Annotated in this window: 14 protein-coding genes; 5 read left to right on the forward strand and 9 right to left on the reverse strand. The window is 39.1% G+C overall.

Features of this window, described 5'->3' with window-relative positions; translation table 11 throughout:
• The first annotated feature begins 221 nt into the window (after positions 1–221).
• Complete coding sequence (locus tag MHH70_RS07160; RefSeq protein WP_342472913.1) at positions 222–1,145, forward strand: heme A synthase; 924 nt, start codon at positions 222–224, stop codon at positions 1,143–1,145.
• 334 nt (positions 1,146–1,479) lie between these two features.
• Here the strand turns inward: MHH70_RS07160 and pyc are convergent, their stop codons facing one another.
• Genes pyc through MHH70_RS07175 form a run of 3 tightly spaced genes read right to left on the reverse strand, consistent with a single transcriptional unit; the run spans position 1,480 to position 6,440 of the window.
• Positions 1,480–4,914, reverse strand: coding sequence for a pyruvate carboxylase (gene pyc / locus MHH70_RS07165; RefSeq protein ID WP_342472914.1), 3,435 nt, complete (start codon positions 4,912–4,914; stop codon positions 1,480–1,482).
• A 15-nt stretch (positions 4,915–4,929) separates the two neighbouring features.
• Positions 4,930–6,102: an FtsW/RodA/SpoVE family cell cycle protein gene (locus tag MHH70_RS07170; RefSeq protein WP_066169651.1), complete on the reverse strand. Its 1,173-nt coding sequence runs from the start codon at positions 6,100–6,102 to the stop codon at positions 4,930–4,932.
• A 56-nt stretch (positions 6,103–6,158) separates the two neighbouring features.
• Positions 6,159–6,440 (reverse strand): YlaN family protein, encoded by a 282-nt coding sequence (locus MHH70_RS07175; RefSeq protein WP_066169650.1) that lies wholly within the window; start codon positions 6,438–6,440, stop codon positions 6,159–6,161.
• Between the two features lie 260 nt (positions 6,441–6,700).
• Between MHH70_RS07175 and MHH70_RS07180 the strand changes: the two genes are divergently transcribed.
• Both MHH70_RS07180 and MHH70_RS07185 read left to right on the forward strand, forming a co-directional pair.
• Positions 6,701–7,198: a hypothetical protein gene (locus tag MHH70_RS07180; protein WP_066169647.1), complete on the forward strand. Its 498-nt coding sequence runs from the start codon at positions 6,701–6,703 to the stop codon at positions 7,196–7,198.
• 14 nt (positions 7,199–7,212) lie between these two features.
• Complete coding sequence (locus MHH70_RS07185) at positions 7,213–7,416, forward strand: YlaI family protein (protein WP_066169644.1); 204 nt, start codon at positions 7,213–7,215, stop codon at positions 7,414–7,416.
• An 88-nt stretch (positions 7,417–7,504) separates the two neighbouring features.
• Here MHH70_RS07185 and MHH70_RS07190 read toward each other — a convergent pair whose 3' ends face one another.
• From MHH70_RS07190 to MHH70_RS07200, 3 genes are read right to left on the reverse strand one after another with little or no spacing between them, the layout of a single operon-like run.
• Complete coding sequence (locus MHH70_RS07190) at positions 7,505–8,350, reverse strand: ABC transporter permease (RefSeq protein ID WP_066169642.1); 846 nt, start codon at positions 8,348–8,350, stop codon at positions 7,505–7,507.
• On the reverse strand, positions 8,286–9,056 hold the full coding sequence (locus MHH70_RS07195; protein WP_342472915.1) for an ABC transporter ATP-binding protein: 771 nt from the start codon (positions 9,054–9,056) through the stop codon (positions 8,286–8,288). The genes MHH70_RS07190 and MHH70_RS07195 overlap by 65 nt, the downstream gene beginning before the upstream one ends.
• Position 9,057: 1 nt before the next feature.
• Positions 9,058–10,020, reverse strand: coding sequence for an ABC transporter substrate-binding protein (locus MHH70_RS07200; protein WP_342473170.1), 963 nt, complete (start codon positions 10,018–10,020; stop codon positions 9,058–9,060).
• Between the two features lie 746 nt (positions 10,021–10,766).
• Between MHH70_RS07200 and MHH70_RS07205 the strand changes: the two genes are divergently transcribed.
• Complete coding sequence (locus MHH70_RS07205; protein WP_342472916.1) at positions 10,767–11,276, forward strand: DUF3231 family protein; 510 nt, start codon at positions 10,767–10,769, stop codon at positions 11,274–11,276.
• 298 nt (positions 11,277–11,574) lie between these two features.
• On the opposite strand, the gene MHH70_RS07210 is transcribed toward MHH70_RS07205, so the two are convergent.
• Both MHH70_RS07210 and typA read right to left on the reverse strand, forming a co-directional pair.
• A complete protein-coding gene (locus tag MHH70_RS07210) occupies positions 11,575–11,898 on the reverse strand; it encodes a YlaH-like family protein (protein ID WP_107943069.1) in 324 nt (107 codons plus the stop codon).
• Between the two features lie 113 nt (positions 11,899–12,011).
• Positions 12,012–13,859, reverse strand: coding sequence for a translational GTPase TypA (gene typA / locus MHH70_RS07215; protein WP_342472917.1), 1,848 nt, complete (start codon positions 13,857–13,859; stop codon positions 12,012–12,014).
• 122 nt (positions 13,860–13,981) lie between these two features.
• Between typA and MHH70_RS07220 the strand changes: the two genes are divergently transcribed.
• Entirely contained in the window at positions 13,982–14,197 is a 216-nt protein-coding gene (locus MHH70_RS07220; RefSeq protein ID WP_066169629.1) for a DUF5325 family protein, read from the forward strand.
• Between the two features lie 126 nt (positions 14,198–14,323).
• Here MHH70_RS07220 and MHH70_RS07225 read toward each other — a convergent pair whose 3' ends face one another.
• Entirely contained in the window at positions 14,324–15,115 is a 792-nt protein-coding gene (locus tag MHH70_RS07225; protein WP_342472919.1) for an inositol monophosphatase family protein, read from the reverse strand.
• Between the last annotated feature and the right edge of the window lie 57 nt (positions 15,116–15,172).

Here is a 15,172-nt window from a genome sequence, read left to right on the forward strand (position 1 = left end):
CACAACTACTAGGAATATAGAAATACCATATTCTATACTAAGCTATTTTACAATGTGTTTTGTGAAAGGATTGGCACGAATTTATGAACAATTTGTGAAGAGCTTTTTATATTAAAATACTTATCCTGATTGAAGTTGTCTTTTATAATATAATCCGCTATTATCTAAAATGATAAACGCTTTTTGAAGGCGATAATGATGTAAAAGTAGGTGTATTATAATTGAAACATAGCAAATATTTAAAAGCGCTCGCAGTAGCAGCAACAGTTGGTATGCTCCTTATTTTACTCGGCGGTGCACTCGTTACGAAAACAGATAGTGGTTTAGGCTGTGGTCGAAACTGGCCAGATTGTAACGGTTCACTTATTCCGAAAGAGATTACAGCAGAAGTATTAATTGAATTCTCACATCGTGCAGTAACTGGCTCAGTATCAATTCTTATCGTTCTTTTAGTCGTATGGACATGGCGCTCACTTGGCCATATACGCGAAGTTAAATTTTTAGGTATACTCGCTATCTTCTTCTTAGTCGCACAAGCCTTAATTGGTGCAGCACAAGTACTTTGGGGACAAGGTGACTTTATTTTAGCGTTGCATTTCGGTATTTCCCTCATTTCTTTCGCAGCCGTCTTACTATTGGCACTCATCGTCTTTGAAGTCGACCGCAAATTTGATGCAGATAAAGTCCGCATTAACAGTAAGCTAAAAAAACATACAATTGCGATTACTATTTATTCATACGTTGTAGTATATACAGGTGCATTAGTACGACATACAAACTCAAGTCTCGTTTGTCCCGATTGGCCATTTTGTAATAACAATAATCCTACCGCATTACCAATCAATATGTATGAATGGGTACAAATGGGGCATCGCGTTGCCGCAGTATCAATCGCAGTTTGGATAGCATACATTACATGGCATGTTATTAAAGAATATAAAAATCAAAAGACAATCTATTGGGGTTGGATTTTAGCATCTGTCCTTGTCATTTTACAATCCTTAGCAGGTATGCTCGTTATTTTCACACACCTTAACTTATTTATGTCATTGCTTCACTCTCTATTTATTTCTTTATTGTTCGGACTGTTTTGCTATATGATTTTACTTGTATTACGCAGCAATTTTAACCAAAAAACAAATTGATTTGAGGCGTCGAGAAAGCTAGCTTTCTCGACGCTTTATTTGAAATCGGGTTTAGCGACAGCTCTTTTTTCAAGTTTATGAGCGAATTCGAGTGGTTTACGAGCGATTCCAACCGCTTTATGAGCGAATTTAGCCATCTTACGAGCGAATTAGTCCTTTCTACCCCCTTGCTCGAAAAACCACTTTGGTTCAGCAACATGATTAAGAAAGAGTTTTGGTAAACACCGTTAAAGCCAGTGTTCATAACACTTTCAAAGGAAATCAACTCCATTTTACCCAAACATCAAAAGCGTCCCAAAAGCCGACAACTGTATGGCTTTCGGGACGTCTTTATTTATTCTAATTCAATTAATAAATCACCTGTTGAAATCGCATCACCTGATGCAGCGTAAATTTCTTTGACAACACCATCTTTCGGCGCTTGCACCGTCGTCTCCATTTTCATCGCCTCTGTAATTAACAAGTGGTCGCCTCGTTTAACCGCGCTTCCTTTCGACACAACTACTTTCAGCACTGTGCCTGGCATCGTTGCCGCGATTTGATTTGGATTGGATGGGTCTGCCTTCAATGCCACACTGCCATCTACTTCGACTGTTAAATCTTGAATGACAAGCTCACGTGACTGACCGTTTAACTCAAAATAAATGATGCGCGTACCGTCATGCTGTGGCTCTCCTATCGACACAAGCTTAACGATTAATGTTTTACCTTTTTCGATTTCAACTTCAATTTCTTCTCCTAGCTTTAAGCCGTATAAGAAGGTTGGCGTATCTAACACGGATGTGTCACCAAATTGTGCATAAATATTCGCATATTCTTCAAATACTTTTGGATATAACGCATATGCTAGCACGTCTTTTTTCGTGACAGCGCGTCCGATTTTCTCTGTCAATTCTGCTGTTAGCTGTTCAAAATCAACTGGTGCCAATAGCTCACCAGGACGCACAGTAATCGCCTCTCGCTCCTTTAACACAACGCGCTGTAAGTCCTGCGGGAAGCCACCATGCGGTTGACCTAAATAGCCTTGGAAAAACTCGATAACAGAATCTGGGAAATCAATACCTTGACCTCGCTCCAAAATATTATCTTCAGTTAAATCATTTTGTACCATGAATAATGCCATATCCCCAACAACTTTTGACGATGGCGTTACTTTAACAATATCACCAAACATAAAGTTTACTTGAGAGTACATTTTTTTCACTTCATCCCAGCGGTCTCCTAGCCCAACCGCCTTTGCCTGCTGCTGTAAATTACTATATTGTCCACCTGGCATCTCATGTACATAAATTTCTGAATGCGGGCTGTTCATACCACTCTCAAAATCTTTGTAATATTTGCGTACATCTTCCCAGTAATAGTTTAATTGCTCTAATGACTCGATGTCAGCGCGGATTTCGCGACTAGCACCCTTCGTCGCATAGTACAGCGAGTTAGCGCTTGGTTGTGATGTTAAACCAGCCATTGAACCTAAAGCCGTATCGACAATGTCTACACCTGCTTCAATCGCCTTTGCATACAAGTAAATGCCATTACCGCTCGTATCATGTGAATGCAAGTGAATTGGTAAGCTTGTTGCATCCTTTAGCTCTGCAATTAGGCGATATGCTGCTTCAGGTTTCAATAAGCCTGCCATATCTTTAATCGCCAAAATATGTGCACCTGCTGCCTCTAGTTCACGTGCCATATCTTTATAATACTGTACCGTATATTTTGCACGAGTATCATCTAAAATATCGCCTGTATAGCAAATAGCTGCCTCTGCGATTTTCCCGCTATTCCGCACTTCATCAATCGCAACCTCCATACCTTTAATCCAGTTCAAGCTATCGAAAATACGGAACACATCGATACCAGATGCAGCCGATTCTTGGATAAACTCGCGAATTAAATTATCTGGATAGTTCGTATAGCCAACAGCATTTGCTCCGCGCAGTAACATTTGGAACAGCACATTTGGCATTTGCTGGCGCAGCTTTTCTAAACGTGCCCAAGGGTCTTCCTTTAAGAAGCGATAAGCAACGTCAAATGTTGCTCCCCCCCACATTTCAAGCGAGAAGAAGTTATGCATCATACGCGCCGTATGGTCTGCGATTTGGAACATATCCTGTGAACGCATGCGTGTCGCTAAAAGCGATTGGTGCGCATCTCTAAACGTTGTATCCGTCAAAAGTACATCATTTTGCGCTTTAATCCATTCAACTAAGCCATCTGCACCACGCTCATCTAAAATTTGCTTTGTGCCAGCAGGCGGCGGTGTTAATAAATCAATTTTCGGCTTATTTGGCTGAACAAAAATAGGCTTTGTTCGCTTTTCCACCCCTGGAAAACCATTCAATGTTACGTTTCCAATGTAGTTCAAAAGCTTTGTCCCTCGGTCTTTTCTTTCTGGGAATTCGAATAACTCTGGTGTTGTGTCAATGAAGCTTGTATCAAATTGTCCATTTAAAAATTTCTCATGCACAACAACATTTTCTAAAAATGGAATATTTGTTTTTACTCCACGAATACGGAATTCACGTAAATTTCGATCCATTTTAGCTGCTGCCTGAGCAAATGTCATACCCCATGTTGAAATTTTAACAAGCAATGAATCATAGTAAGGTGTAACAACAGCCCCTTGGAAGCCGTTCCCTGCATCTAAGCGTACACCAAAGCCGCCGCTTGAGCGATAAACCATTAGCTTTCCTGTATCTGGCATGAAATCATTTGTTGGGTCTTCCGTCGTTACGCGTGATTGAATCGCATAACCGAATAATGGAATTTTATCCTGCGCTGGGATACCAATTAATTCAGAGTGTAGTGCATGCCCTTCAGCGACTTTAATTTGCGCATGAACAATATCAATTCCTGTAATCATCTCAGTAATTGTATGTTCTACTTGAATACGTGGATTCACTTCGATGAAATAAAAATCATCGCCTGCTACTAAAAATTCCACCGTACCAGCATTAATATAGTTAACATTGCGCATTAATTTCACTGCTGCATCACAAATACGTTGACGTAAATCTGCCGAAATGGAATTTGACGGCGCAATTTCCACAACTTTTTGGTGACGGCGTTGGATTGAGCAATCCCGCTCATATAGATGGACAATTTCGCCTGTCATATCCCCTAAAATTTGCACTTCAATATGCTTCGGCTTAACAATGCATTTTTCTACATATACTTCATCCGACCCAAAGGCTGCTTTCGCCTCTGACTTGGCTCGTTCATATGCCGATGCAAGCTCATCCTTTGTTTGCACCATGCGCATCCCGCGCCCTCCACCGCCTAAAGCTGCTTTAATCATAATTGGGTAGCCATATTTTTCAGCAAATGCTTCTACCTCGCCTAAATCAGCTACAGGTCCATCTGTCCCTGGGATAACAGGAATATCTGCTTGAATGGCTTGCTCACGCGCTTTTACTTTATCGCCAAACATATCTAAATGTGCAGAAGTTGGTCCAATAAATTGAATCCCCTCTTCCTCACAGCGTCTAGCAAAATCAACATTTTCTGATAAAAAACCGTAGCCGGGGTGAATCGCATCCACTTGTGCATCTTTTGCAATTGAGAGTATACTTTCTATGTCTAAATAGGCATCAATTGGCTTTTTGCCAGCCCCTACTAAATAAGCTTCATCTGCTTTGTAGCGATGATAAGCGCCGCTATCCTCGCGTGAATAAATCGCAACGGTTTTAATACCTAGCTCATTACACGCCCTGAAAATTCGAATAGCGATTTCCCCTCTGTTTGCTACTAATATCTTGCTAATTTTCTTCATTCCTCAAAATCCCTCCTATGATTGCTTACGCTTATCAAATTTATAGTACATAGAAATATTAATTAATATTCCCATCGCTAACGATAGTAACAGTATTGACGTACCACCATAACTAATAAATGGCAACGTAACACCGGTTAAAGGGAAAATCCCTGATAAACCTGACAAATTTAAAAACGCTTGGAAGCCAATCCATACAGCAATCCCACCAGCAATCATTCGCGCTAACGGGTCTTTTGTCGTCATAGCAATATATAAGCCTCGTAATACAATAAAGGCAAGTCCAACAATAACAATTCCTACACCGAGCACACCGAGCTCCTCAGCTATAATAGCCATAATAAAATCCGTTTCTGGGTGTGGCAAATAACCGAGCTTTTGAATCGATTGCCCAAGCCCTCGACCTTCAAGCCCCCCCCCACCGATTGCCAAATAGCCATTAACAATTTGATAGCCAGAACCATTAGCATATTCAAATGGGTTTTTTAAAACTAAAAGTCGCCCCATACGACTTTCGTTAATAATATCATCTTTAATTAAAAAAACAGCCCCTATAATAACCGTGCCAAAAACCCCTAAAACAGTCGCAAACTTTCCTAATGTTTTCCCCTTTATACCGCTAAACATAAGGACAGACATGGCAATTACCCCAATAATCATAATCGCCCCTAAATCGGTTTCCATACCGACACTAAATAAAATGATTAACCAAATAGAAATTGGGTAAATGATATCATTCGGTTGCACATTTTGAATGGAGTTTTCCCGCAGTCCTTTTTTATAAAGTGAGCCTGCAAAGTATAATATAACGAATAGCTTTGCATATTCAGAAGGTTGGAAGTTCATGGCGCCAAATAAAGAAATCCAACTTTTAGAGCCACCTGCTTCAATTCCCTTAACATTAACCCAAAGGAGCAAAATCGCCATCACACTCATCAGTATAAAAAGAATGCTTTTATTACTGTAATGCTTGTAAGGAAAAAGTGCCCCAGCTAAAAATGCTAGCGCTGCGATTTTTAAATTGGTTAGCTGCTTCAAATAATAATAATCTGGAGGTCTCTCTTCCGTAATAGCTACCATCATGCTCGAACTGTAAATCATAACAAGCCCGAATAAGCACAAGAATAGATATGTAAAAAACAATGGATAGTCAAAATTGCGAAAATAAGTAACTAAATATTTTTTCATTTCAAAAAACCTCGTTTAGAAAAAAAACTCAAAGCGCGTAAAGCGTTTGAGTTTTTTTATTTTTCTGTATACGCATCATGTAGAAGAGATAATTCTTTTTCTAATGAATCAAGAATTTCTTTTCCTCTATCACGCTCAATTAAGCCGAGTTTCACAGCGAAATCAATTTCACGTGATAAGCCAAACATTTGTGTATCTAATACTTCTTCATATAAAGGACACTGTGGCATTGTTAAGTGGTCCATCTGCACTTTAATTAAGCGTGCAATTTTCTCTGCATCCGCCTGTAATAATGTTAATGCCTTTTCCTGAAAAGAAGATTGTGCTTTAGTATCCATGAGGACGCCCCCATTATCTGATATTTCTTGGATTGTATATTAATAAATTTTATCTTTTAGTGAGTAAAAATGCAAGTATCTATATAAGCAATCTACTCTTTTGTCATACATTGTTATGAAAAAGGTCTATTAAACTAGCAAAAATTGTGGAAAATAATTATTTTCTGATTTTCTATTTTCTTCTCATCACGAATTGATTATTAAGCTAGAAAAACGGTATACTATAGTTTGATGTAAGTAAGAAGGAGGATTTCATGAAGATGCAAGAAATAATTCCGATTAAAGGTGCTGTTACATATAACTTAACGCTAGATCCAACTGTTTGGATTTTTGATGACCGCAAGCTTGATTTAAAAACATACTTTGATGAAAAGCCTGCAGTGGAAGATGAAGAAAAATATTTACGTGAGGTTGGTGCACATTGGTCGCGTGAAATTATGGAAGGAGCTGTATTCCCTCCTACGTTAAAAACGGAAAGAAAATTCGACCGTAAAGGCATGATAACGGGGACATTCGGCATCGAGATTAAACCTTTTTTAAACAACGCTGGCATAAAAGAAGAGGCGACAGAAGTTGTTTTTGAATGCCGCAATGGGGAAGAACACACTTTTTCAATCGAGGAAGCAAAAACACTCATTTTTAAATACAGTCAAGATGGCAAACCGTTAACAGAAGACGGACCAGTCCACATTTTATTCGCTGATGGCTCAAACGTTGATAACCCAATTACACATGTAGATGCTATTCGTGTTCAATAGGAGGAAAATTAGTTATGCGTGTTAAATGTGTCATTTGTGATACAGTACAGCAGCTTGAGGACGATTTACCCCTCGCTAAAAAGCTGCGCAATCGACCAATCCATACGTATATGTGCGATCCTTGCTATACACGCATTGCCAACAATACAGAAAAAAGGCTCGCTACAGGAAAGTTTCAATTTTTCCGCACATCTTCAAAATTTGATGAGGAATTTTAATTAAAATCAAAAAACGAGGCTGTCTCACAAATATACTTGCTAGACAGCCTCACTCTATATAGGGAATAATCGTCAAATGACCTGATAGCTACCCCGTCTCCCCCTTTTTCACAAGCTTTCTTTCCACCAACTCAACAAGCTGATACATAATCGTTGCAAATACGGCAATAATCATTAGGGCTAAAAAAACAAGATTAAAATTAAATACTTGGAAGCCGTAAATAATCAAATAGCCTAACCCTTTGGCTGATACGAGAAACTCCCCAACAATTACGCCGACCCATGATAATCCAACATTCACTTTCAATGTCGAAATAATGGTAGGAAATGATGCTGGCAATATTGCCTCTTTAAAAATTTGCGCTCGATTTGCGTTAAATGTTTGTAGCACCTTCACATAATTAGCATCCACTTCAGTAAAAGCTGTATAAATGACAATCGTGGAAATAATAACGGAAATAATCGCACCCATTGTAATAATAGAGGGCATGCCTGGCCCCATCGCTACAATTAAAATAGGGCCTAGCGCCACTTTCGGCATGGCATTTAGCACGACAAGATAAGGGTCTGCTACTTTTGAGAAAAACGGAGACCACCATAAAATAGCTGCGATGATTGTACCGAGCAATGTACCAATAATAAAGCCAAGTACCGTTTCAAATAATGTAATATTAACATGGGACATTAGCGTTCCATCAGACCACTTCTCAATAAACAGATGCCACACTTTTGAAGGAGCGCTAAAAATAAGCGGGTCAATCCAGCGCATTTGTGAGGCCATCTCCCATAGTCCAATAAAGCCAATGATAATCAATAATTGAAAGCACCGAACGAGTCGCTTTTCTTTTCTTAACAATGCTCTATACTGCTCATGGAGAAGTTGAATGTTCAAGGCTTTCAAGCTCCTTCCAAATGCTTTGAAAAAACGCGCCATAGCTCGAATGTGTACGAGCCTCAAATGGTGTTAAAGCTGCTAATTCTAGTGGCACATCGAAAATCTTATGAATCGTCCCCGGCTTGGCACTCATTAAAATGATTCGGTCACTCATGGCGATGGCTTCGCCAATATCGTGGGTCACTAAAATAGCTGTCTTTTCATAGCTTTTTAACATCGCACAAACTAAATCCTCCAGCTTTAATTTCGATTTATAATCGAGCGCTGAAAAAGGTTCATCCAGCAATAATATTTTAGGGTCTACCGCTAATGTTCGTGCTAAAGCGACCCGTTGCCGCATGCCTCCCGATAGCTGTCTTGGAAATTTCTTTTCGATATTTGGCAAACCTACAGCCTGCAATAATTGTTGCGCCATATTTTTAGCCTGCATTTCATCACACTTTAATAATTTCAAACCAAGCACGACATTTTCCTCGATTGTTTTCCATGGAAATAAATAGTCTTGCTGTAGCATATAGCCAATGGATGTATTTTGGTCATCGACCGCAAATGTAACATCGCCTGCCGTTGGTTCAAGCAAGCCTGCAATAATTGAAAGTAACGTAGATTTTCCGCAGCCGCTAGCACCTAAAATGGAAACAAATTCACCCGGCGCAACAGAGAAATGAACATCATGCAATGCCTCCGTTGCTACCTCTTTGGAAAAATACGTATGATGTATATGATTAACTGTTAGTATCGCCATATTAATTCATTGCTTTCTCAGCAAATGAATTATCGACCAACTCATTGTAATCCATCCTTCGTGGTAGCTCGCCTGCCTGCTCCATAACATCTTGCAGCAGCTTCCATTCTGCCTCATCTAAAATAGGGTTTTTAGCATATGATTCCTGTGAACGATAACGTTCTACAACCGTAGCAATTAATGTGATCTCAGTATTTTCAAAATAAGGGGCAATGGATTTGGCAACATCTTCTGCGCTGTTCGCATACACCCAATTTTGCGCTTTTTGAATGGCGCGTGTAAAGCTTTCCGCAGTGGCTGCTTGCTTCTCTAGATAACTTTTCTTTGACATGAAAGTAGTGTATGGCAAATGCCCTGATTGTGCACCAAAAGAAGCGACGATATACCCAACACCTTCCAGCTCAAATAAGCTAGCAGTTGGCTCAAACAATTGTACAAAATCGCCTGTGCCTGAAGCGAAGGCTGTCGCAACATTCGCAAAATCAATGTTTTGAATGAGCTCTAAATCATTATGTGGGTCAATGTCATGCTTTCTGAGTACATATTCCCCAGCCATTTGAGGCATTCCACCTTTACGTTGCCCAAGAAAAACAGAGCCTTTCAACATTTCCCAGGAAAAATCGTCAATCTTCTCTCTCGCTACTAAAAATGTGCCATCCGTTTGTGTCAATTGAGCAAAATTAATAATGGCATCATTTGCTTCTTGTGCATTCACATAAATTGAAGTTTCCGAGCCTACAAGTGCTACATCAATACCATCTGATAATAATGCTGTCATCGTCTTATCGCCGCCTGCAATCGTCCTTAAATCAATTTTCAAGCCTTCGTCCTCAAAAAACCCTTCCTCAATAGCTACATAAAGTGGTGCATAAAAAATAGAGCGTGTCACCTCTCCAACCCGAACTTCCTTTAGCTCCTCCTCCTTACAAGCACCCATTGTTAGGAGTAATAAGCACGATAGCATCACAAGAAAACTTACCGTCCTACGTCTAAGCATTGTCAAACCTCCCCACATGCGACTGTTATATCTAGAGTAGCGTATGCACTGGAGGAAAAAAGTGTGCGCTCACATGAAATAACCTAGCAAAACTGCTATCAAGTCGGAGTTGTCTGAAAAATTCATTTTGTTTTGACACCGCATTAAAATAAATATTTTCATCGCTTCCCTTTTACTGAAGGGTAACGCTGCTAAAGCCAATGTTTACCTCATTTTTAAAAGAGGCGTTTTCTGTGTATATGAATCACCATTTTGTGAAACATCATCGCAACTATCCAAAATGTCGACTATGCACAGCTTTTTGGATAGCCCCGTGTTCAGATTTTTTCAAGCTAATTGATGAAGATTAGCCTAAAACTGTCACGCCCTGTGACATCCGCTGGAGTTTGGGCCAACACATTGTTTATCATTCTGTCGTTCCCGCAAGATGCGGTGGCTTTAGACTGAATTCCTCTTTATTAGCAGATGTTTGGAATCGGTCTAAGGCTTGTGTTCATCACGCCACCTATAGACGGTGAGATAAAGGTATTATTTTGAATAAGTTCAATAAATCTAGATGAAAATTAGCCGAAGCGTAATTGATTTAAGCATTATTCGAAAACGTGTAAATTAATTAAAATTAGAATGATATTTTAAATTTAGCTCTAATGAATTATTTTTTGTATTCCAACCATACTATCCTTGTTTGAAAAAATAAGAAAAGGAAGTGTAGTATGGGAATACTTACTGGAAATCCAAAAGAAGAGCCATTACATTATGGGGAAATATTTAGTATTTGGTCAAGTTTAGCGGCAAATTACGGCATGATTGCTGGTTATCAAACATTTTATAATCACGCTGGCGACGAAGATTTAAAAAAAGTAGTAGAAGACATTATTGATGTTTGTAAAGAAGAAATAAAGCAGTTAGAAAAAATACTAAAAGTAAATGGCATTGGTTTACCACCAGCTCCTCCTGAGCGACCTGTAGCAAGATTAGAAGATATTCCTCCAGGGGCAAAGTTTAATGACCCCGAAATAAGTGCGGCACTTAGTCTCGATATTGCCGCTGGATTAGTTGCATGTAGCCAAGCTATGGGTACTTCAACTAGGGAGGATGTTGCATTAATGTATGGTCAATTTCACACTGCAAAAGCTTTACTTGGTGCGAAATTATTACGCTTAAATAAAACAAAGGGCTGGCTTGTGCCTCCACCATTACACTTAAATTATCCAAAGAAATAAAAAGCCATTAAAAAATGAAAAAACAGGGGTGCTGTGCAAAAAGCGGCACCCTCTTTCAATGCAACGAAAATTTACCTTTAACTTGTTTCATTATTTACCTCGCTGTAAAATGGCTAAATTCAGTGTTTACTACATTTCTGAGGACATCCAACTTTCCTTTCATGAAACACAAAAAACGTCCCAAAACAGTGCTTAGCACGCTTTTGGGACGCCCCATCTGCTTTATTAAGAGAATAATTTTTCTACTCCGTTTAATAAAGTAGTAAAATCGCCCTCTCTTGTAGATTATCTTTACTCATTATTCTCCAGTAGCCTGCTCGCGCTTTTCTCGCCATAAGCGTGTTTTATAAATAATTAAAATTAACGCGGCGATGACTAAACCTTCAATCATCGGTAGGAAGAAAGCAAAGAATGTTAATAAAATACAACCTACAAATAGAAATGTATAAATAATTATATTTTTCATTAACGGCAGCTCACGTGCAAAGCCTAGTTTAAATACTAGTGCCGATAAAGCAAAAATTACTAACAGCGTAATATATCCGGGAACTGTATAATCTACTACGCCATTCGCATCGATACTTGCAAAATATTCATAAATAAAACGCGTAATTCCTGACATGCTTTCGTATACTTTCTTGTCATTAATCGTTGCAACAGATGTAGATGCTTGAATCAAGTATGGTGCTAAATTCAACAACATTACTCATCCTTTCACATATTCACGCGAAATTATTACTCCATTTCCGCGTATTTTTTCTTTTTCGCAATGCGTTCACGTTCGTTTTTATCTAAAATTTGCTTACGTAAACGAATTGACTCTGGCGTTACTTCTAAATACTCATCATCGCTTAAATATTCTAGTGCTTCCTCTAAAGTCATGATGCGAGGCTTTTTAATAACATTCGTTTGGTCTTTGTTAGCAGAGCGAATATTCGTTTTTTGCTTCATTTTTGTAATATTTACAGTAATATCGTTTTCACGCGTATTTTCGCCAACAATCATACCTTCATACACTTCTGTACCAGGTTCCACGAATAATGTACCACGATCCTCTACCTGCATCATACCATAAGTTGTCGATTTACCGTTTTCCATTGAAACAAGCACGCCTTGGTGTCGTCCACCTACTTTACCTTGTACAACTGGCTTGTATGAATCAAATGTATGGTTAATAATACCGTAGCCTTTTGTAATCGACATAAACTCTGTCGAATAACCAATTAATCCACGTGCTGGCACATTGAATATAAGGCGCACTTGTCCATTGCCATTGTTCACCATATCTAGCATTTCACCTTTACGTGTACCTAGTGATTCAATCACAGAGCCTACGCAATCTTCAGGTACATCGATTTGTACACGCTCGATTGGCTCACATTTTACACCATCAATTTCGCGAATAATTACTTGTGGCTTTGATACTTGCAATTCAAAACCTTCACGTCGCATATTTTCGATTAAAATTGATAAATGTAGCTCTCCACGTCCAGATACAACCCATGCATCTGGTGAATCGGTATCTTCTACGCGTAGCGATACATCCGTTTGCAATTGTGCATGTAAACGCTCCTCAATTTTTGAAGAAGTTACCCATTTTCCTTCACGCCCTGCAAAAGGTGAGTTGTTTACTAAAAACGTCATTTGCAATGTTGGTTCATCAATGCGTAATGGTGGCAATGCCTCTGGGTGCTCCACAGGGCATACAGTTTCCCCTACATTAATTGCTTCCATACCAGATACAGCAATTAAATCGCCTGCTTTAGCTGTTTGGATTTCTTCTCGCTTTAAGCCAAAGAAACCGAAAATTTTTGTTACACGGAAGTTTTTCACTGTGCCATCAAGCTTCATCAATGATACTTGCTGACCAACGGAAATTGTTCCGCGCGCAACACGTCCGATACCGATACGACCTACGAAATCATTATAATCTAAAAGAGCTACTTGGAATTGTAATGGCTCATCTGAGTTATCAATCGGTGCTGGAATGTGATCAATAATTTGCTCAAACAAGCATTTCATATTTTCCTCTTGCTTTGCAGGATTTGGATCTAGGCTTGCTGTACCATTTACACCCGATGCATAAACAACTGGGAAGTCCAGCTGGTCGTCGTTTGCATCGAGCTCGATTAATAATTCAAGCACCTCGTCCACTACTTCTGTCGGACGAGCTGAATCTTTATCCACTTTGTTGACAACAACGATTGGTGTTAAATTTTGTTCCAATGCTTTTTTCAATACAAAGCGTGTTTGAGGCATACAGCCTTCATAAGCATCCACTACTAAAATAACGCCATCTACCATTTTTAAAATACGCTCAACCTCACCACCAAAGTCAGCATGCCCCGGTGTATCTAAAATGTTAATGCGTTTGCCTTCATAATTTACTGCTGTATTTTTAGCAAGGATTGTAATTCCGCGCTCGCGTTCAATATCACCTGAGTCCATTGCGCGCTCTTCCACTTGCTCATTTGAACGGAATGTCCCCGATTGTTTTAATAATTGGTCTACTAAAGTTGTTTTTCCATGGTCAACGTGTGCGATAATCGCGATATTACGTAAATCTTGACGTAAGTTTGTCATTATTCCACTCCATATTCTTTTTTCGAATGTTTAACTGTGATATTATAGCATAAGAATAGTTAATTGTCTTTGTCAATTGATTGAACTGGTTTCATATAGAGGATAGTTTGGAGGTAAAAATCGTGAATAAAGCAAAATTTGTCATGTTCATTTATGCATTAGCTGCCATTTTGTCAATGGTTGGCATCGGCTTTTCTGTATCGCTAATCGGCGTAACAGGCACTGAATATGATAAAGCAGGCATTATCGGCGTTATCGCCTGTGTCATCGCTGTGTGCGCCATCTTTATCATGGCTTTCAAAACAAAGCGTAAATTTAAAGAGCAAGGGTTATTATAAAAAACAGCGCGAGAAAAAATTGATTTCTCGCGCTATTTTTCATTATATAGGCGATACTATTTATCAATGACGCCTCGTCTAACTCTAGTCCAAATTTTTTCAAGCTTGCGAGGGAAATTCCTCTTTTCACTTCAACTCCACATACTGCGCTAAAATCTCTCCATGAATAGATGGGTTAGCAATCATAAAGGTATCTGTAGTTAATAAATTAAATGGCTGTCCCTTTAAATTGCTTGCCAATGCGCCAACCTCCTGCGCGATAATAATGCCGCCTGCAACATCCCAAGGGGAAAGACGCATAGACAAATAGGCATCCAACTTGCCACTAACAACAAAGGCGATTTCCATTGCCGCCGCACCGTATGACCTTGTCCCGCGTACCATTCGCACAAGTTCAATTAACTTTTCATGATTAACCTTTTTATTAGGCGTCACCCATATTGTATTGATTCCAATAACAGATTCCTCTAATTTCACAGGCTTTAGCTTGCGTAACGGCGTATCATTATACCAAGCACCTTGTCCTACAGTAGCACAAAATAAATCCTCGCGCATCACATCAAATATGTAGCCCAATTTTCCAACACCGTCAACGAATATCCCAATCGTAATCATAAAATGGCGATGCTGCTTGACGAAGTTCATTGTGCCATCGATTGGGTCAATAATCCATACAACCCCATCTAATGATTCTACCTTTTCCCCCATACCTTCTTCGCCTAAAATTTTATGTGAAGCATCAAATGCCTTAATTTTTTCAATGAAAAATAATTCTGTTTCTCGGTCAATATTTGTCACTAAATCATTTGCATTTGATTTTGTTTCAATTTTTAAATCATAGGAAAATGCATTGCGAATTCGCTGCCCTGCCTGTTTAATAATCGTTTTCGCAAATAAATCTAATTGCTGTAAATCCATCACTATGTACCACCCTTCCCATTTCCAACTATCCCACTATATATTAAGTATAACAAA

Origin of the sequence: Metasolibacillus sp. FSL H7-0170, assembly GCF_038593115.1 — a bacterium.
GTDB classification, from domain to species: Bacteria; Bacillota; Bacilli; order Bacillales_A; family Planococcaceae; genus Metasolibacillus; species Metasolibacillus fluoroglycofenilyticus.